The 19,352-nt window shown below is 41.6% G+C and carries 19 protein-coding genes and 1 pseudogene; 12 read left to right on the forward strand and 8 right to left on the reverse strand.

The window, feature by feature from the left end; translation table 11 throughout:
• Positions 1-82 precede the first annotated feature (82 nt).
• On the reverse strand, positions 83-610 hold the full coding sequence (locus tag ACFX4L_RS13310; RefSeq protein ID WP_061461951.1) for a universal stress protein: 528 nt from the start codon (positions 608-610) through the stop codon (positions 83-85).
• Positions 611-909: 299 nt separating this feature from the next.
• Here ACFX4L_RS13310 and ACFX4L_RS13315 point away from each other — a divergent pair, with 299 nt between their 5' ends.
• On the forward strand, positions 910-2,946 hold the full coding sequence (locus tag ACFX4L_RS13315; protein ID WP_377405373.1) for a transglycosylase domain-containing protein: 2,037 nt from the start codon (positions 910-912) through the stop codon (positions 2,944-2,946).
• A gap of 197 nt (positions 2,947-3,143) precedes the next feature.
• On the opposite strand, the gene ACFX4L_RS13320 is transcribed toward ACFX4L_RS13315, so the two are convergent.
• Positions 3,144-3,452, reverse strand: coding sequence for a hypothetical protein (locus tag ACFX4L_RS13320; RefSeq protein ID WP_284471559.1), 309 nt, complete (start codon positions 3,450-3,452; stop codon positions 3,144-3,146).
• Positions 3,453-3,647: 195 nt separating this feature from the next.
• Between ACFX4L_RS13320 and iadA the strand changes: the two genes are divergently transcribed.
• On the forward strand, positions 3,648-4,832 hold the full coding sequence (iadA, locus tag ACFX4L_RS13325; protein ID WP_377405375.1) for a beta-aspartyl-peptidase: 1,185 nt from the start codon (positions 3,648-3,650) through the stop codon (positions 4,830-4,832).
• Positions 4,833-4,885: 53 nt separating this feature from the next.
• On the opposite strand, the pseudogene ACFX4L_RS13330 reads toward iadA, so the two are convergent.
• Positions 4,886-5,052: pseudogene (locus ACFX4L_RS13330) on the reverse strand (transposase); the annotation flags it as partial.
• Between the two features lie 729 nt (positions 5,053-5,781).
• Here ACFX4L_RS13330 and pdhA point away from each other — a divergent pair.
• From pdhA to lpdA, 4 genes are read left to right on the forward strand one after another with little or no spacing between them, the layout of a single operon-like run.
• Positions 5,782-6,894, forward strand: coding sequence for a pyruvate dehydrogenase (acetyl-transferring) E1 component subunit alpha (pdhA, locus tag ACFX4L_RS13335; protein ID WP_377405377.1), 1,113 nt, complete (start codon positions 5,782-5,784; stop codon positions 6,892-6,894).
• Positions 6,894-7,877 (forward strand): alpha-ketoacid dehydrogenase subunit beta, encoded by a 984-nt coding sequence (locus tag ACFX4L_RS13340; RefSeq protein WP_284471557.1) that lies wholly within the window; start codon positions 6,894-6,896, stop codon positions 7,875-7,877. Before pdhA ends, ACFX4L_RS13340 begins: the two co-directional genes overlap by 1 nt.
• Before the next feature lie 30 nt (positions 7,878-7,907).
• Positions 7,908-9,188, forward strand: coding sequence for a dihydrolipoamide acetyltransferase family protein (locus ACFX4L_RS13345; RefSeq protein ID WP_284471556.1), 1,281 nt, complete (start codon positions 7,908-7,910; stop codon positions 9,186-9,188).
• Positions 9,189-10,613, forward strand: a complete 1,425-nt coding sequence (lpdA, locus tag ACFX4L_RS13350; protein WP_289338031.1) for a dihydrolipoyl dehydrogenase — start codon at positions 9,189-9,191, stop codon at positions 10,611-10,613.
• A gap of 58 nt (positions 10,614-10,671) precedes the next feature.
• On the opposite strand, the gene ACFX4L_RS13355 is transcribed toward lpdA, so the two are convergent.
• Positions 10,672-10,884, reverse strand: a complete 213-nt coding sequence (locus ACFX4L_RS13355; RefSeq protein WP_125161097.1) for a hypothetical protein — start codon at positions 10,882-10,884, stop codon at positions 10,672-10,674.
• 115 nt (positions 10,885-10,999) lie between these two features.
• On the opposite strand from ACFX4L_RS13355, the gene ACFX4L_RS13360 reads away from it, so the two are divergent.
• Entirely contained in the window at positions 11,000-12,376 is a 1,377-nt protein-coding gene (locus tag ACFX4L_RS13360) for an amino acid permease (protein ID WP_377405380.1), read from the forward strand.
• 95 nt (positions 12,377-12,471) lie between these two features.
• Here ACFX4L_RS13360 and hisC read toward each other — a convergent pair whose 3' ends face one another.
• A complete protein-coding gene (gene hisC / locus ACFX4L_RS13365) occupies positions 12,472-13,584 on the reverse strand; it encodes a histidinol-phosphate transaminase (protein ID WP_377405382.1) in 1,113 nt (370 codons plus the stop codon).
• 171 nt (positions 13,585-13,755) lie between these two features.
• Between hisC and ACFX4L_RS13370 the strand changes: the two genes are divergently transcribed.
• Entirely contained in the window at positions 13,756-14,223 is a 468-nt protein-coding gene (locus ACFX4L_RS13370) for an Lrp/AsnC family transcriptional regulator (protein ID WP_061461963.1), read from the forward strand.
• A gap of 113 nt (positions 14,224-14,336) precedes the next feature.
• Here ACFX4L_RS13370 and ACFX4L_RS13375 read toward each other — a convergent pair whose 3' ends face one another.
• Complete coding sequence (locus ACFX4L_RS13375; protein WP_289320871.1) at positions 14,337-14,732, reverse strand: carboxymuconolactone decarboxylase family protein; 396 nt, start codon at positions 14,730-14,732, stop codon at positions 14,337-14,339.
• Positions 14,733-14,850: 118 nt separating this feature from the next.
• Between ACFX4L_RS13375 and ACFX4L_RS13380 the strand changes: the two genes are divergently transcribed.
• The 4 genes from ACFX4L_RS13380 to ACFX4L_RS13395 all read left to right on the forward strand — a co-directional run bounded on the left by ACFX4L_RS13380 (position 14,851) and on the right by ACFX4L_RS13395 (position 17,251).
• Positions 14,851-15,279 carry an Lrp/AsnC family transcriptional regulator gene (locus ACFX4L_RS13380; RefSeq protein WP_377382558.1) on the forward strand — a complete coding sequence of 143 codons (429 nt, stop codon included), beginning with the start codon at positions 14,851-14,853 and terminating at the stop codon, positions 15,277-15,279.
• A 262-nt stretch (positions 15,280-15,541) separates the two neighbouring features.
• The gene (locus tag ACFX4L_RS13385; protein WP_284471551.1) at positions 15,542-15,760 is read left to right on the forward strand and encodes a sigma-Y antisigma factor component; all 219 of its coding nucleotides are present in this window, start codon (positions 15,542-15,544) and stop codon (positions 15,758-15,760) included.
• A complete protein-coding gene (locus tag ACFX4L_RS13390; RefSeq protein ID WP_061461967.1) occupies positions 15,741-16,055 on the forward strand; it encodes a YbjQ family protein in 315 nt (104 codons plus the stop codon). The genes ACFX4L_RS13385 and ACFX4L_RS13390 overlap by 20 nt, the downstream gene beginning before the upstream one ends.
• Before the next feature lie 263 nt (positions 16,056-16,318).
• Complete coding sequence (locus ACFX4L_RS13395) at positions 16,319-17,251, forward strand: catalase family peroxidase (protein WP_377382560.1); 933 nt, start codon at positions 16,319-16,321, stop codon at positions 17,249-17,251.
• 57 nt (positions 17,252-17,308) lie between these two features.
• Here ACFX4L_RS13395 and ACFX4L_RS13400 read toward each other — a convergent pair whose 3' ends face one another.
• On the reverse strand, positions 17,309-18,979 hold the full coding sequence (locus ACFX4L_RS13400; protein ID WP_061461969.1) for an ABC1 kinase family protein: 1,671 nt from the start codon (positions 18,977-18,979) through the stop codon (positions 17,309-17,311).
• A 15-nt stretch (positions 18,980-18,994) separates the two neighbouring features.
• Positions 18,995-19,291, reverse strand: a complete 297-nt coding sequence (locus ACFX4L_RS13405) for a phasin family protein (RefSeq protein WP_061461970.1) — start codon at positions 19,289-19,291, stop codon at positions 18,995-18,997.
• Between the last annotated feature and the right edge of the window lie 61 nt (positions 19,292-19,352).

Raw genomic sequence — 19,352 nt, forward strand, 5'->3', positions numbered from 1 at the left:
AAAAAAGCCGGATTCTATAAAGAATTCGGCTTTTTTCGGAGATTAAGCAAATTGAGTCTTACAGGGCGAAACGGCTCAATCCTCATTTTGCAATGAATACCGAACAGGGTGCGTTTTTCGCAATGGAGCTGCTTGTACTGCCAAGAAAGAATTTTTCCAAACCGCTTTTAGCGCTATTGCCTACAACGATGAGGTCGGCAGCAGTTCTTGCCGCATATTCACATACGCTATCTGGCGCATGTCCTTCCAATATCTCGAATTTCCCCTTGACTTGACATTCACTTAGCAATCTCAACGTATTACTTTCTGCGTTCTGAACACTACTCTCAACGGCGGAAGGGGTGTCATTGACCATTTGAATTTCTGGTTGTTCGACTTCAACGACGGGATGTGTCTGGACGGGATCCACATAAAATCCAGCAGCCGGTACAAACCCCGGCGCCGAGGCGTTTCCCATGATACGCTGCTCAACCTTATCAAATAGGACATGAACTACGGTCAGCTCGGCCTCAGGAAAGGCCTTTTTCAATGTTGCTCCATATTCCACGGCACGTTTACTTTCTTCATTTCCATCAAAAGCGACGACAATATGTTTTAAATTTTTTTTCATGCCATCTCTCCCCTTTTATAAGTATTTAAAGTGTTATACCCACTTTTTAAGGGTTTCACGCCATTAATCGGTATATTGATCGCAAATTACGGGTAAAGGATAGATACGGTCATTATTAAAAATGGTAGGATGAAATCCTGGTCCTTCAATTAGTGGCGGGCTTATTTTTCATTCGGTGAAGGGGGTATCATCGGCAAGGAAACCGATACCCGGGTATAGTGCTAAAGAAAAGGCGACTTAGCTTAGGCCTTTTAGTCAATCGACGAGTTTTCTTTAATAAAAGGGGTAAAATATTTTTAATGAAACATGTCGCAGATTGGAAAATGGGGGTACAAATGAGAGGGTTAGTGAAATTAGGTCTAATTATTATATTGGTGATTGTGGTTTTAGGCGCCGGTTCACTTTTTTATTTCAGACAGGTTGCAGATATAAGCCATCTTCAAAATATTCTTCAGCAACCAACAGGAATCTATGATCGGGATGGAAATCTTGCCAGCACGATCACGGCAAATAAATCCGAAGGTGTTTCGATAGATGAAATACCGGAACATATGAAACAAGCGGTGGTTTCCATTGAGGATCACCGTTTTTATGAACATCACGGCATAGATTATCAAGGGATTTTGCGAGCGCTGATTAAAAATGCGAAGGCCGGAAGTGTTGTTGAAGGAGGGAGCACACTTACCCAGCAGCTTGTGAAGATTACGATGCTGGAGTCGAATCGAACACTGAAGAGGAAGATTGAAGAGTTTTTTCTGGCCCAGGAAGTTGAAGATAAATATACAAAAGATGAAATTCTGGATATGTATTTGAATCAAGTTTATTTTGGCCATGGGGCATGGGGAATTAAAAAGGCCGCAAATATTTACTTTTCCAAAGAGGTCTCTGAATTGACCGTTGCCGAGGGAGCCTTGCTGGCAGGTGTCATTAACTTGCCATCCAAACTTGATCCATATAAGAACTTAGACGGGGCAGTGAAGCGGCGTAATTTGGTTCTTTCTAAAATGGCGGAACATGGTTATTTGACGAAGGATGAAGCAGCGGCTGCAAAAAAAGATACAGTGACACTTCTCATGGGGGAGAAGGAAACCGATCCATTAAAAGGGAAGTACCCTTATTATGTGGATCATGTTTTATCGGAAGCATCAAGCAAATATGGAATAAAGCTTGAGGACCTGCTTTCAAAGGGCTATAAAATATACACGACACTGGACCAATCCATGCAGCAGGCTACAGAATCCGTGTATGCGAATGAAGCCAATTTTCCAGTTGGAACGAGTACAGGAGAAATGGTTCAAAGTGGATCAGTCCTCCTTGATCCTAAAACAGGAGGGATAAGGGCAATTGTCGGTGGGAGAGGAAAGCATCAATTTATGGGATATAACCGGGCAACCCAGCTTACAAGATCTCCAGGTTCATCCATTAAACCACTTGTCGTTTATACTCCAGCGGTTGAAGAGGGATACGGTATCACTGCCCCTTTGAAGGATGAAAAAATGAGCTTTGGGGAATATGAGCCAACAAACCTGAGCGGTGTATATAAAGGAGAAGTACCCATGTATGAAGCGATGATGAATTCCTTGAATGTACCAACGGTTTGGCTTTTGAATGAGATTGGCATCGATAAGGGGCTGGATTCTCTTAAACGGTTTGGGATTCCTTATGAAAAGGATGATCGAAATCTTTCGCTTGCTTTAGGAGGGATGAAGAAAGGTGTGTCCCCGCTGCAGATGGCAGGAGCCTTTTCAGCATTCGCCAACAGCGGGGAACGTATGGAAACCCATGCCATTGTAAAAATAGAAAATAATGATGGAAAAGAGGTAGCCGCCTGGAAAAAGGAAAGCACCAAAGTAACCTCTAAAGGCGTCGTCGATAAAATGAATTCCATGTTGCTTGGTACAGTGGAATATGGCACAGGGAAAAACGCAGCTGTGTCGGGTTATGAAATAGCAGGTAAAACAGGTTCAACACAAGTTCCCATCGAAGGAATATCAGGGGTTAAAGATCAATGGTTCATCGGTTATTCACCTTCGTTGGTCGGTGCAGTATGGGCTGGATATGATAAAACGGATGAAAAGCATTATTTAACGACACACAGCAGTCAGGGAACTGCAATCATCTTTCAAAAAATAATGTCGAGAGCATTACAGAATCAAGCATCTCAATCTTTTAATACTCAAGATATCGGACCGCTTATAGCTAAACAACAGGCAGTTATAGCTGAGCAACAGGTAAAGAAAGAAGAGGAGGACAAAAGGAAGCAATATTGGATTGATAAAGGAAAAGAAATTCGGAATGGTTTGAAAAAATGGAGGGATTGGGATGTGCCGTGGTAATTTTCATGAAATGGGATCATGGCACGCCCGTACTTTCCAATAAATTAGCATAAAAAAAAGACTGTCAATCATTGACAGTCTTTCATCATTCATTAAAAAATGAGATTTGCTATTATGCCGATTACGACGATTGCGCCTATCACCATTAAAATGGTTCTCACTTCTATACACCCTCTTCATGACATAGTTGGAATCATTTAAATATTAACGGTTTGGTTCGATTGGAATCCAAATGCACTTTCATCATTTTCTTTACAAATAGCCTGTACTTTTTCTAGCATGGCATGTACATTCTCGCCTTCAAGTATGACTTTCATGGTTGAACACTCTTGAAGAATGAGCACAAAGGATACGAAAGTCGAAAGTTTCTTGGCATCGACCAATTTATGGTTGCAGATAAAATATATATTCCCTTTAAATTCTTTTGTAACTTGATATAGGTTCATGATTTGTCGCATGGATAATCTTTTATTTGTTTTAATATCAGAAGAAATCACTTTATTCATGTCGTTTACTCCTTTTGTTTTTATACTTTTGGAAAAGCATAATCAAGATGTCAATTCAGCTACAACACTTTTTAAAATGAACAAGTATGTTTGGTCCTTTTTATGTAATTGTTAGCGGGTCATGTTGTATATTTACCCGAGTGAAAGATTTTGAAACCTATTTGAAAATTTCAATTTTTGGAGGGGGAACGAACTATGTTAACACTTATTAAAAATGGGGAGCTTTATGGTCCGGAATATATGGGCCAAAAAGATATTCTCTTGGTTGGAAAGCAAATTGGTTTCATTGAGGACAAGATTGATGTCCCTGCAGAGTTCGTTGAAATGAAAGTGATTGATGCGAGTGGCCAAATTGTGGTTCCGGGTTTTATAGATGCTCACGTACATATTATCGGCGGAGGTGGGGAAGGGGGCTTTAAAACGAGGACACCAGAAATCCAATTAACAGATGCCACTTTAGCGGGTATAACGACATTGGTAGGGGTCATCGGAACAGATGGGACGACAAGGACCATGCCAGCACTGCTCGCTAAAGCGAGAGCGCTTGAAGAAGAAGGTATTAGCTGCTTCGTTCAGACTGGTTCCTATCAAGTTCCAGTCAAGACGTTAACCGGTAAGATCGAAGATGATTTGATTCTTGTGGATAAAATTATCGGTGTTGGCGAAATTGCCATTGCCGATCATCGTTCTTCACAGCCGACTGTAGCTGAACTGGCTAAATTGGCCTCTCAAGCGCGTAATGGAGGTCTGTTGTCCGGGAAAAGCGGTATCGTCAACATTCATGTCGGCGACAGTCAAAACCATTTGCAGGTAATTGAAGAAGTTGTCGAGACAACGGAAATACCGATCACACAGTTTTACCCTACACATATAAATCGAAATCCGCATTTATTCAAAGCAGGGATGGAATATGCAAAAAAAGGGGGTTATATTGATTTTACGACAAGTACGATCAAGAAGTTCCTTGAAGAAGGGGAGGTCAAAGCAAGTACAGCAATAAAGAGAGCACTAGAAGAAGGGGTAGATATCAGGCAGATCACCTTAACTTCAGATGGGCAAGCAAGCCTGCCTGACTTCGATGGCAGTGGCAACCTGCGCGGTTTGAACATTGGTACATGCATGTCCTTATATGATTCTGTCGTAGATGCGGTCATCGAGGATGGAGTATCAATTGCCGATGCCATACGAGTTGTGACGGAAAATCCGGCAAATATTTTAAACCTCACTAAGAAGGGCCGGCTTGAGGTAGGGAATGACGCCGATATCATCATATTGAAGAAACAAACGTTAGAAATAAATAGGGTTATCGCGATGGGGCAAATCATGGTCAAAGATGGTGAAGCGGTCGTGAAAGGCACATTTGAAAATAGATCTTTCTAATACCCGTGTAGTGGGGTAAGGAAAAATGAAATCTTGTTGGTAAAGTAAACCTCGATCGAGCGAATATCTAAGGTATATTGAATAAATGTCAGTTTAACTAAAATAACTGGATTAGTACTTGGGCGTCTACCTCTGAATACATATCTTTCACCAAGTCATATATGAATGCGAAGTCAATGGCGGCCTCCACTTTTCGAACCAAATGGTTCGCTGGCACCAGTTAATCTAAAGTAATCATTTCAAGTTGATTTCGCTGATTAGAATCATGTTTGGAAGCATCCTTATCACCCCAAGTTTTTATGCTTCTATTTTAAACAATAAAGACTGTAGGCAAAAGATTTTAATTTTATAACAAAGTTGATGAAACGGAAGGTGCGAGACCCCGCAGGAGCAAGCCGAGGGAGGAGCGCCCACGGAAAGGGAGTGCCCTACGTTCCAATCAACGTTCAAATTGTACAAGCCATAAAAAAACGTAGACAAACTCAATTATTTATCGAGTTTGTCAACAGTCTGAGACCCATGATTATTATGGGTCTTTTTGTGCTCGATCCTGATTTTGATGATAGTGGATGTACTTGTTTTATTTAGGCAGCCCTTGAATGGATGCTAGCTAACAAGTGACTTGAAAAGGTCGGAGCTTATCCCCAAACTTGCCGGTAACCCGCTGGTTTTACATTTGATTTTTCCATAATCGGGATTATTTTCAAAATGAAGGTGAGATATAAGAAAACACATTCTAAATAAAGGTAATATACGAAAAATTCATTCTATTTAACATATTATTAAAATCTTGGATGTATTATCCTTTTATATAAGCAAATGTAGTTTATGAAACAGTAATTATTCACAGACATAAAAGACCAATGAAAACTTTTTGGGCTGTTATTTCATGACTGTTCAAATCCTTGGTAAGTTTGCGAAACAAATCTATCTTAAGGGGAGAAATGAAATGGAAAAGACGGGAAACCCAATAATGAAAGCGTATTCAAATGAAGGTGAGCCGGAAATGTTTCGTGTATTGACACCTGACGGAGAAATAGTTGGAACGATTGATGGGAAAATCGATAAATCATTGATGTTAAAGATGTATGAGAGCATGCTACTGCTCAGAACATTTGACCGTAAATCAATTAATCTCCAGCGCCAAGGCAGAATGGGAACTTATGCACCTTTCGAAGGACAGGAGGCATCCCAGGCAGGAAGCGCTTTAGCGTTGTCGGCAGGTGATTGGATGTTTCCCACATACCGTGATCATGGAGCGGCAATCATTCATGGACAGGAATTGTATCGTGTTTTCCTATACTGGATGGCACATTTTGAGGGTTCAATTTGTCCGGAAGGTAAAAGGATATTACCTCCTAGTGTTCCCATTGCCACTCAAATGGTTCATGCGGTAGGAACGGCTTGGGCAAGTAAAATTAAAGGGGAAAAGAATGTAAGCATTGCTTATTTTGGTGATGGTGCCACTTCTGAAGGGGACTTTCATGAGGCACTGAATTTTGCAGGTGTTTATAAAACCCCGACAATCTTTTTCTGCCAAAATAATGGCTATGCGATCAGTGTGCCTTTTGAAAAGCAATCAGCATCTAAAACTATATCCCAGCGTTCTGCTGCTTATGACATACATGGGGTTCGAGTGGATGGAAATGATATCTTTGCAGTATGGCTGACTGTAAAAGAGGCTGTCGAAAGGGCGCTTAAAGGTGAAGGACCTACTTTAATCGAAGCCATAACCTTTCGCTATGGTGCCCATACTACTGCAGACAATCCGAACATATATCGCGATCAGGACGAAGTTTCAACGTTCTGGAGGGAAAATCGTGATCCGATAACGCGTCTTAAAAAGTATTTGAATAAAGAGGGTTACTGGAATGAAGAACAGGAAGGAATGGTGTTAAAACAATTCAACGAACTGATAGATGCTCACCTTCAAAAGGCGGAAGGTTATCCGAAATCCAATCCGCTCGAAATGTTTAAACATGTATATGCTGAGGAGTCATGGCACCTAAAGGAACAGAAGCAGGAATTGAACCAAATCTTAAAGAAAGGTGTGAAGAAATAATGGGCAAAAGTTTAACGATGCTCCAGGCTATTACGGAAGCGCAGGACCAAATGCTGGGTCATGATGATCGTGTGTTGATCTTGGGTGAGGATATTGGAGTGAACGGCGGAGTTTTCCGATCGACGGAAGGGCTTTATGAAAAGTATGGAAAAGATCGAGTTGTGGATACGCCATTAGCTGAATCCGGAATCATCGGCTCTGCCATTGGTTTAGCCCTTAACGGACTGCTGCCCATAGTGGAGATTCAATTCCTCGCCTTTATTTATCCGGGATTCGAGCAACTCGTTTCCCATGCTGCCCGTATGAGATACCGGACTCGTGGGCAATTTAGCGTGCCCCTCGTAATCCGTACGCCATATGGTGCTGGAATCAGAGGACCTGAACTTCATTCCGAAAGTGTCGAAACCTTCTTTGCTCATACTCCGGGTTTAAAGGTAGTTGCACCCAGTAATCCATACGACGCAAAAGGGCTTCTAATTGCCGCAATTGAAGATCCTGATCCGGTAATCTTTTTGGAACCGACTAAATTGTATCGTGCTTTTAAGGAAGAAGTTCCCGAAGAAATGTATCGTATACCAATTGGTCAAGCAAAAGTGGTCCAGGAGGGAAGCGATCTGACGATTTTTGCATGGGGGGCTATGTTAAGGGAGGCATTGAATGCCGCGAAAAAGATTGAAAGCGAAAAAGGCTGGAAGTGTGAAGTGGTTGATCTTCGAACATTATACCCTTTAGATAGGGATACCATCGTGCAATCCATTAAAAAGACAGGTCGTGCATTAATCGTCCATGAAGCCCATAAGACTGCCGGATTAGGTGCGGAGATTATTTCCATCATTAATGATGAAGCTCTTATTTACCTGAAAGCTCCGATTAAGCGTGTAACAGGATTTGATGTTCCGGTTCCGCCGTTTTCAATAGAAGATCATTATCTACCGACTGTTGACCGGGTAAAACAAGGAATAGTGGAGACGATTTCATTTTAATTGATAATTAAGGGAAAAGGAGGAAGACGCATGATGGAATTTAAACTTCCTGATGTAGGGGAAGGGATGCATGAAGGAGAAATTATCCAATGGCTGATCAAGGAAGGGGATGCGGTGACGCAGGACCAACCCATTGTTGAGGTGCAAACGGATAAAGTTAATGCGGAATTGACTGCCCCAGCAACGGGGGTGGTCAAGAAAATATTCTTTTCCGAAGGGGATATCGTGGAAGTGGGAACCACTATATTCACAATTCAAGAAGGGAACGATATGCCTGCTCCGGAAACAGGCATTAGTGAAGGAGATATCCAAGTCATTCAATCTGATGATGTAAAAGTAGATGGAGAGCATGTTACAAGCAAACCGCATCTTGATGCAGTGCGTGTGTTGGCTACCCCATTCGTGCGTCAAATGGCAAGGGAAATGAAGGTTGATATCGAGCAGGTTAAAGGCTCCGGTCCTGCTGGGCGAATAATCGAAAGTGACTTGAAGCAGTTTAAAGAAAATAATTCGATAATAAGGGAAAATGCCAATAACAATGATGACAAGATTCTTCAAGATATGTCCCCAATGAAGTATGCCGTCCAGGCAAAAGGATTGGAAAAAGAGTGGGAAGAGCGAATTCTCCTTAAGGGCATTCGTAAAAAGATCGCTGAACATATGGTGAAGTCGGTTTCGACCATTCCTCATGTAACCCATGTAGATGAATTGGAAATGGATCGATTGAAGGAATTGAAAGATCAATTAAAGGCGTATTCCGATGATAAGGATATTAAATTGACCTTTTTGCCATTTTTCGTAAAAGCCATTGTAATCGCTTTAAAGGAGTTTAAAACTTTAAACGCTTCAATTGATGAAAAAACCAATGAAATCATCTTGAAAAATTATTATCATATTGGGATTGCAACGAATACAAAAGAGGGTCTCATTGTTCCTGTCATAAAGCATGCAGATCAAAAAACCATTTTCCAACTGGCTGATGAAATCAGGCAATTGGCAAACCAAGCCCGGGAAGGGAAGTTGGGCATAGATCAAATCACAGGCAGTACATTTACGATAAGCAATGTAGGACCCATCGGTGGGATGCATGCGACCCCGATCATTAACTATCCGGAAGCGGCCATATTAGCGTTGCATAAAATGGAACAACGAATGGTCGTCCGCGATTTGGAAGGTGTAATCCGTTTAATGATGAATATGTCTTTATCTTTCGATCACCGTTTAATAGATGGTGTTACAGCTGTGCATTTTACAAATAGAATCAAGGAACTGCTGGAAAATCCAATTCGTTTAGTTGTGGAGATGAGATAAATGGTAGTAGGGGAAGTTGCTGTAGAGACGGATGTTATCATCATGGGAGGAGGTCCGGGGGGATATGCTGCGGCGATCCGTCTCGGACAGTTAGGGAAATCGGTCGTGCTTGTTGAAAAGGATAAGCTGGGCGGGGCTTGTCTTAATCGGGGCTGCATACCTTCGAAGGCTTTAATTCACGCAGCCGATCAATACCAAAAGCTTAACGATTTAGGGAAAATGGGGATCAGGCTGTCTCAAGAAAGAACCACAATGGACTTGGGAATTTGGCAGGGTTGGAAAGAGGGCATCACTTCCCAGTTGAACCAAGGTATTGCCCATCTGTGTAAAGAAAATGGAGTGACTGTGGTTAAAGGTCAAGCCTTCTTTTTATCTGATGACCGTATCGGAGTCGAAACCGATGGCGATTTTGAAACCTACAAGTTTGAACAGGCAATTATTGCGACGGGATCCAGACCTTTCATTCCATCATTCATTAAAGTCGATGGAGAGTATATTTTGGATTCAACAGCAAGTTTGCAGCTGCATGAAGTCCCATCTAGTTTGTCGATCATAGGCGGAGGCTATATCGGAATCGAATTGGGTATGGCATTTGCAAAGTTAGGTACTAAAGTGACCATCATTGAGATGGCCAACCGCATTCTCCCCCAGGTTGCCGAGAACCTTGTCAAGGAAGTTACCCGTAATGCCAAGAAGCTAGGCATGGATATTAAAACATCGGCGCGGGTAGAAAAGGCGAGTGTAGTGGATGGCCAAGTTCACCTTCATGTTTCCTCGGAAAACCAGGGGGCGGAAGTGGTAGTGAGCGAAAAGACCCTGGTTACAATTGGCAGGATTCCTAACACAGAAGAGATTGGCCTGAATCAGGCAGGCATTACGGTTAGTGAAAAGGGCCATATAGCTGTAGATATGGAATGCCGTACAAATGTGCCGCACATCTTTGCCATCGGTGACATTACACCTGGGCCGGCTCTTGCACACCGAGCGTCCAAACAGGGTATCGTGGCAGCGGAAGTAATCGGGGGGTTGCCAAGTGCCATTGACTCCCCGTATGTCCCATATGTAATCTTCTCGGAACCACAAATAGCAGGGGTTGGTTTAAGCAGTGAAGAAGCAGAACAACAGGGATACAGAGTCAAGACCGGGAAGTTCCCGTTCAGTGCCAATGGAAGGGCGCTTGCAACGAATGAAACAGAGGGATTTGCTGAAGTGATTGTGGATGCAAAAAGCCACATATTGCTTGGAATGCACATGGTTGGTGCAGATGCCTCCAACCTTATAGGTGAAGGGGTCCTTGCACTTGAGTTGGCAGCTCGGGTCGAAGATATAGCCCTCAGCATGCATCCTCATCCAACTTTGACTGAGGGGTGGATGGAAGCGGCGGAGGCAGTTTTGGGACATGCGATTCACATCGTAAATAAATAAGATAACTGGAAGATGTAAATTAATGGGGATTACCAATGTAGTCCCCGGTTGGAGGGTTTCATTTTAATTGATTTAGAAACCTGGTCATTGGTCCCCCATAAGGCAAGGCTATCAGGGAATTTACTCCATATTGAAGGATCAGGCCCGGATAACGGCGTTTGACCAACAGGAGCAGTATTAGCTTGCAATCATACTCTTGTAAAACTAACGGCATATTGATATCATTTTTATTTGGTGAAGTATGAGGTGATTTTTCAAGAAGGCTTTGCATCCTTCCACTCCTAAACCATAAGGATTGATGAAATAACTTATCTATTCGCCTTTCAACGATTGAAATGGGTTTTGATTTTAATAAGAAAAATTATGGGAAAAAGGAGGCAGATGTAATGGAATCAAATGGTGGGTCACTGCAAAAGAGGTTGTTGCCGCGGCATATTAGCATGATGGCAATGGGAGGGGCAATAGGTACTGGGATTTTTAAAGGAAGTGCCGAAACCATAATGTTAGCAGGGCCAGGAGTCATTTTCACTTATATTTTTGCAGGATTATTACTTCTTGTAGTCATGGGAGCTATAGCGGAAATGGCAATCGCCTATCCCAATACGAATATGAAAGGTTTCGTTCAGAAAGCATTCGGTAAGCGAAGTTCCTTCATTATAGGCTGGATGTATTGTTTCATGTGGCTGTCCGTATGTGTCATTGAGGTAGTGGTCGCAGGAAGCTTTTTGCAGTATTGGCTCCCAACAATCCCGTTATGGATATTGAGTTTAGGGTGTGCTGCTTTAATCATTGGGGTTAACATGATGAATGTTAAAAATTATGGTGAATTCGAATTTTGGTTTGCCGGCATTAAGATTACAATGATCATTCTATTCATTATCTTGGGAGCCTGTATTTTATTTGGGGCCATCCCAAGCGGCGGATCTAATTACCTGCAAAACTTCACAGGGCACGGAGGGTTTTTCCCAAATGGGTGGATGTCCATCTTTTCAGCATTACTGATCGTTATGTTCTCATATGGCGGTTCCGAGTTAATAGGCCTGACGGTAACGGAAGCAAAAGATGCTGAACGAATTTTACCGAAGGTCATTAAAAGTTATATTTGGAGAGTCGTATTATTTTTCACCTTACCGATACTTGTAATCTGCGGTCTGATTCCTTGGAACGAAATTAGCGACCAAGCAAGTCCGTTTGTACAAGTTTTGTCAATGTCCGGTTTTCAGGGATCTGCCCACATCATGAACTTCATTTTAATTACGGCCGTCTTATCTGCAGCTAACTCCGGAATATATGGGTGTACTCGGATGCTGCATTCTTTAGCTGCAGAAGGGGAGGCCCCCAGGTCATTCTCTTATGTATCAAAAAATGGCGTTCCCTTGTATAGTTTAATCCTAAGTGCCGTTGCATTGGTCGTCGGCTCCATGATTACCTACGTTGCCCAGGATCGGGCATTTACTTTATTAATGGCGTTTCCGGGTTTTGTAGTATCACTTGTATGGATCAGCATTTGTTTAGCGCAGCTAAAACTTCGCAATTCATATCCTAAAGCTCCGAGTTTTAAATTGTGGGGCTTTCCATATGTAACCTTATTTGCGGTAATCGCCTTAAGCATCATTTGTGTCACGTTCGTGTTCAGTGAACAGAATCGGATCAGCATCGTTGCCTGCCTTATTGTGTTGGCTACATTGATCTCCATTTCGATCTTTAAATTTAAAAGTGTGGATGAACAGGAAACAACTATAATAGAAAAGGAATCTTGTTAAATAAATTCACGTAAAAGATACGACATGGGCAAAGGCGTCTATGTCGTATCTTTTATCTATTAATCATCAATCATACTGCAACTTCATTTCGTAGATCAAGTACTGGACGTTTTATTGATTGCATGTTGTAAGGAGTTTATGAATCTCTCATTTTCATGCGGAGTGCCGATGGTCACGCGGATCGTATTTTCATAGCCTAGCAAATGACCAGAACGGATGATGACACCAGAAATCAATAGCTTCTCGAAAATGTCCCTGCCAGGATGGTTCAGTTTGACCATCAAGAAGTTGGCATGTGAAGGGAAGAATGTTAAACCCATCTCGCTTAGTTCGTTTTCTAAATATCTTCTTCCTTCCTCATTCTTACGAGCACATTGCTCTACAAATGTATGGTCATCGAGGGAAGCGAAGGCCGCAGCCTGTGCTAAACGGTTGGTATTGAAGGGTTCTTTCACTTTAACTAGCTCTTGTATGATGGAAGCATCCATTAAACCGTATCCAATCCTTAATGCAGCCAATCCATAAATCTTTGAAAAAGTGCGTAAGATGACCAGATTTGAATGGGTATTTAGAAGCGGCAAAGTTTCTAAATAATCTTCATCATCGACATATTCATAGTATGCTTCGTCAACGACCAGTAAAATATGTTTCGGCACCTTCTCGATAAAAGATTTTAATTTTTCTTTTTGGACGATCGTTCCTGTCGGATTATTGGGGTTACAGACAAAAATCATTCTTGTTTTTTCAGTTATGGCATCATACATACCCTGCAGGTCATGTACACCATTAATAAGAGGTATCTTTACAGGTGTACCGCCGTCAATCAATACATTCGTTTCATACCGTGGAAATGTAACATCAGCCATGATGACTTCATCATTTTGTTGGATGTAGGTTCTTGTTAACAAACGTATCACTTCATCAGACCCATTTCCTAGGATGATTTGATCTTGATTGATATTCAATTTCCTTGCCAGCTTTTCAGCTAATGACGGTGCCATTCCTTCTGGATAAAAGGAGATTTGCTCCATTTCGTTAAGCATGGCTTCTTTTGCTAGAGTTGAGTAACCGAATGGATTCTCATTGGAAGCCAATTTAACGATCGTTTCAAGTCCCAGTTCGCGTTGGACTTCTTCAATTGGCTTACCGGAAACATATGGGCTTATGTCTTCAATGTTTTTTCGAACCGGGATTTTCGTAAAGGTCAATACAGGTTCCTCCTTTAGTTGAATTCAGAATTTTCTTTTTCATTTACTAATTTTAATGATAGAATATTAACTGTTAAAATTACATACAAAAAAGAATGTTTTTTCACTTTCCATACAACATTTTAAAGATATATTAGCTAATATTCCTTCATTATGAAAGGCGGTTGCTTCATGGATGAAATAGATGTTTGTTTACTGGAACTTTTACAGTTGAATGGACGCATTACGATTAGTGAACTATCGAAGAAATTGGCTCTCAGTCGGCCCAGTATTTCTGAACGTATGTATCGCCTGCAAGAAAAGGGAATCATTGAGGGGTTCAGTGCAAGGGTTTCACCACTGGCAATAGGAAGAGGTGTACTTGTGTTCATTCAGGTAAGTGAACTTAAGGTTTCCGTTTCCGATTTCGAGCAGTTAGTTAAAAATGATTTAGACATTATCGAATGCCATCGTGTAACAGGAACAGTTGGATATTTTTTGAAAGCGGCTTTAGCTGATATGGACAGCATGAGATTACTTATAGATCGATTAATACCCTATGGACATCTGAATACTTCCGTAGTTTTGACATCCCCGGTGCCTTCCCGCTCCATTCTTCCAAGGATCAATGAAATGGATGATCATGGTGCGAAAACCTAGCTGGAATTCAATTTATGCTGGTATATGACCCGAATGGACGTTCAAACTACTGAAGGGTTTATAGGCTTTTTGCAAAAAGGAACGAGGCGAGATGCCTGTTCCTTTATTTGCGTTTATAAATCCATCATAGCCCCGAAATATTGCTGGGCCGTTGTAAAACAAATGAATGCCAATAGTTCAGAAATCTCTTCATCACTGAATACCTCCTTCAATACTTGGAAAAACTTTTCCTCTGTTTTTTCACGTTGAATGAGAAATACTTCTGCAAAGGCGATTGCATAGCTTTCTTTCGCATCTTCTGGCTTTAATGGAATACCTTTTGCCTGACAGTATGAACAGCCATTACCGTATGCCAGTACCCTTCTGACGTTTTCCTTTAACTCTTTCGATAGTTTCCCATCCGCAGATATGCAATTTGAGAGGTCCGACCATTTATGCGAAATCTCTTCTGAATGAAATAATCTTTGATACGGACTGGAGCCAATCGCCGAATTTTTTATTCTTGTCATGAGCATCTCCCCCTTGAGATAATCCTAATATAAAAAAACAGGAATATTAATTACGCTTGTAAAATATTTCGGTTGAATATTGTATAAATATAAAGAAAAAGAGAGGAATAATTTCTAAATGAAAATAGATGAAAAAGACCGGGGCATCCTTGCTGAATTAACGCTGAATAGCCGGATTTCCATGAGGGAATTGGCAAAGAAAGTAAATCTATCTGCCCCAACCGTTACCGACCGGGTACGGCAAATGGAGTCGTTCGGGATCATTAAAGGGTATGTTGCCGAGATTGATCATAAAAAGATCGGTTTTCCTATTGAGTGTATCGTGGAAGCAACGATAAAAAATGGGGAATATGAGAAATTCAAAAAGTATATCTCGAAGCTGCCGAATGTTGACTTTTGCTATCGAATTGCCGGGCAGGCTTGCTTTATGCTGAAAATCCACAGTGAGAGCCTTGAAGAAGTGGAGGAATTCATCAATCGGACAATTCCTTTTGCTGCAACCGTTACACATGTAATCCTTTCTCAAGTGGAGCGTGAACAGGAATGAGTATTTTTATTTATTTTCAACTGTTATGAAAGTGGCTAATCATAAATGGAAGAATCAGAACGGTTTAACCGGCAAAAAAGGCAGCCATATTTTTGAATCATTCCTGAATAGTTTCTGAAGAACCCGAAAAATCACGTGTACATCAAGGTATAATATGAAAAGGTAATACATCTATATGAAGGTTTCTAGCTTTTTAGGTGATAACATAAATCTTCACTGATTATAATACATTTTATTTAAAAAGGTAGGTGGAGTGGAGTTCATGAGTAGTTTTGAAAAACTTGCCTTGATTGTATGTGGGGTTATTTTATTGAGCCAAAGCATATATCTATTTGTCGATGCAAGGAAGAATGGCTTTAACCAGTGGATGTGGGGTATTCTTGGTTTGATTCAAGCCCCAATACCGTTAATTTTTTATTTGATCGTAAAAAAAATCAAAAAAAAGGAAGAGGACGAACTATATGATTATCGTGACTACTAATACCGTTCCTGGAAAAGAAATTAAAGAACTGAAGGGGCTTGTTAAGGGGAACTGCGTTCAATCGAAACATATTGGAAAAGATATTCTTGCGGGATTGAGGACCATTGTCGGCGGTGAAATCACGGAATATACGGAAATGATGAAAGAAGCCAGACAAAAAGCAATTGGCAGGATGGTCGATGAAGCGACAGAGAAAGGGGCGAATGCCATCGTTGCAATGCGCCTGGAAACATCGGCTATCATGCAAAACGCTAGTGAAATCATTGCTTATGGTACTGCCGTTCATGTTGAATGATTGAATGTGAAGATCTTTAGTTCTGGTTCATAAGGCTTGCCATCTTGTTCTACTTACTATTTTTCCTATAATTATAAAAGCGATATAGAAAAACTTTTATTACATGATTTGTGCAGCGCCTGGATTTTTCCAGGCGTTTTTTAACGATCAATGCTTCAGGTGCATGTATGAACGGAAGTTTACCTTGAATAAGCTAATGGGATAAGGGGTACAGGTAATAACTAAGAACATGGATTGGAATTTGAAAAGATGGGGTGAGGTATATGGAGGGAAATGACAACTTTAAACCTGAACTAGTCAGAGAAGCAGTTAATGTGATTGAAAAAGTAGCTGGAACATATCCCGGTTATCGGCGGGTGCATGCAAGGGGATATGTTTATGAGGGGGTTTTTACCCCAAATGGAAAAGCGTCCCCATTAACGGTGGCTTCGCATCTTCAGGATGAAGCCGTGCCGGTGATCATTCGGTTCTCAAATAGCTCGCCGATACCAAGCCATCCAGATGCCATATCCCCTGTGAAGGGCATGGCAGTCAAGTTTAAATTGCCGAGTGGAGAGGCATCAGATCTCATTACTGTCACCATTCCGCTATTCTTTGCGAAAACACCGGAAGCGTTTGTTGATATTGCTGACTTTTTCAAGTCTGCAAAAGAAGGTTTCCCAAATCTGAAAGAGCTTACAAAAATCCTGTTGAAATACCCTGAAAGCAAGGCAAGCCTGCAAATGCTTAAAGAAATGCGTTCTCCAGCCAGTTTCTCAACATGTCAATATTACTCCATTCATGCATTCTATTTCATTAATGCGGAAGGACGGCGTCAGGCTATTAAGTATGAGTGGGTACCTGATGCCGGCCTAAGTATGCTAGCAAAAGAGGAGGTAGCCAAGCATTCGGCAGAATATCTGGAAGAAGAAATGGAAGAGAGGCTCAGGCAAGGTCCTGTGGGCTTTAAATTGAACATTCAAATAGGAGGGGAAAATGATCCGTCTGACGATCCAACCACTGCTTGGTCGGAAGAAAAACAGGTAATAACGGTCGGCCATTTAGTAATTTCTAATAAATTGGAAACGATTAGAGATCAGTTATTGTTTGATCCAACCAATATTACTGAAGGAATCGAGTGCTCGGAAGATCCAATCTTACACTTTCGCCATAGGGCGTATGCCATTTCATATGAACGTCGGATAAATAACCAATGAAATGAAAACATGAAAAAGGGAAAGCCCTTATTAGAGGGTTTGCCCTTTTTCGTAAGTTTACATTTTTCCGGATCTGAAAATGGTGTAAAGCATAAGTAAGAACATCAGGGTTGCAACGACAAATCCAATCTCGATAACCGGTATTTTCCATAGGATCAGGGTTTCCCCACCTATTGCCGAGCCAATAATGAGACCGACCATGATTATGCTGAATGCAAGCAGGATAATACTGAAAGAAAGCCTGTTCGAGATTTGATCAAGCTTATGCAAAAAAACTTGAAGTTCGGGAATATTGATATCCAGTCGCAATTTCCCTTTTTTTATGATACCTGTTACTTCCTTGATATCCTTGGGTAGTTCAGCAATGGCTTCGGCAGACTCGATGAATTGATTCCAAGCGTTCTTGGCAATATTTTTTGGATTGTAGCGCTCCTTAAAAAGCCTTTCCCCGAAAGGTTCAGCTGCCTTCATGATGCTGAAATGCGGATCTAGTCCTTCAACAATGGCCTCCATGGTAAGCAGAGCCTTGCCGAGCATCGTGAATTCTGGAGGGATTTGGACTTGGTGCCGATTGGCAACTGTGAACAGGTCATTGACCGCTCCGCCTAAGCTGATTTGGCTCAATGGTATATCATAATATTTATTTCGCAGTTCATCAATATCCACCCTTAATGGCGCCATATCGGTTTCGTCCGTCAGAAGACCCATTTCTGAAAGTGTCTTGATCAGTCCATTGGTGCTTCCACGTTTCAGGTTGATGACAAGCGAGGCGAACTGATACTTCGTTTCATCCTCCAGACGTCCCACCATCCCGAAATCCATGAGTGCGACGACATTTCCTGGCAAAATGATGATGTTGCCAGGGTGGGGGTCGCCATGATAAAAGCCATCGATCAATATTTGCTGAAGCATGGAATTCGCTAATCTTTCTGCGATTTTCCGACGATCATAACCTTCATCATCAAGCTGTTTATAATGATTGATCTTAATTCCTTGAATGAATTCCATCGTCAGGACCCTTTTTGTGGAATACTCCCAATGGATTCTTGGTATCTTAAACCCTTGATCATCGATGAATTGCTTGGCTATTCTTTCCCCGTTTCGGCCCTCGGAGTTATAATCGAGTTCTGCGCGAAGCGATTTAGCGAATTCATCAATCATTTTTCTGATTTGGTAGCGTCTGGCCCAAGATATGCGTGCTTCCATCAGTCTTGCCAAATCATCGAGAATTTCCAAATCCGTTTCCACAGTCGGCAGAATATCGGGCCGCTGCACTTTGATTGCTACGACTTCCTGTGATGGAAGCCGTGCAGTATGGACCTGCCCAATCGAAGCGGTAGCCAGTGGTTTTTCATGGAATTCAAGAAAAATGTTTTCCAAAGAATCACCCAATTCGGCTTCAATAATTTTGCGAACCTTATCAAATGGAAAGGGGGTGACCTGGTCCTGCAGCTTTTCAAGTTCGCGGATGATTTCTTCCGGAACGAAGTCACGCCTTGTGCTTGCAATCTGACCAAGTTTAATGAATGTAGGTCCCAGGCTTTGTAAAATCGTATGCAGCCGCTCTCCGATTGAGCGGAGGTTCAGGTTTTCGTCAGGCTGGAGTTTCGATGCCGCTTTACTCTCGGATAATCCAAGGCGATAGATGAAGTAACCAAAACCATTTTTCAAAAAGGCATTAATGATTTCCTGGTAACGATGTGCGTGTTTCAGTCGCTTGCCAAACATTCAAGTACCTCCAAATCACGATTGTTGGTTCTGTTTCTCTAAAATTTGGATACGGCGCTCTAAGTCCTGAACTTCTTCTTTGGTTGCCAAGTTTAGGCCGTTGAGCGCTTGATTGACTTTGGCCTTGACGGAATCATCCAATTGTTTTTGGGCTAGTTCCCCTTTTTCGACCCAATTCTTAATAAGATCCTTGGAGTCTTCTTTGCTGATTTCGCCTTTTTTTACAAGAGAGTCCACTGCTTTTTCAATTTGTTCCTTTGTAGCAGCGGCAGCACCTAATCCTAAAGAAAACACATTTTTTAATAAGTCCATTTTTAATTCCTCCAATATAAATTTTTTACACTTTAAGAAAAATAATAGCGGGTGCCCTTCA

The sequence above is a fragment of the Peribacillus sp. YIM B13482 genome, assembly GCF_042787975.1.
GTDB lineage: Bacteria > Bacillota > Bacilli > Bacillales > DSM-1321 > Peribacillus > Peribacillus simplex_A.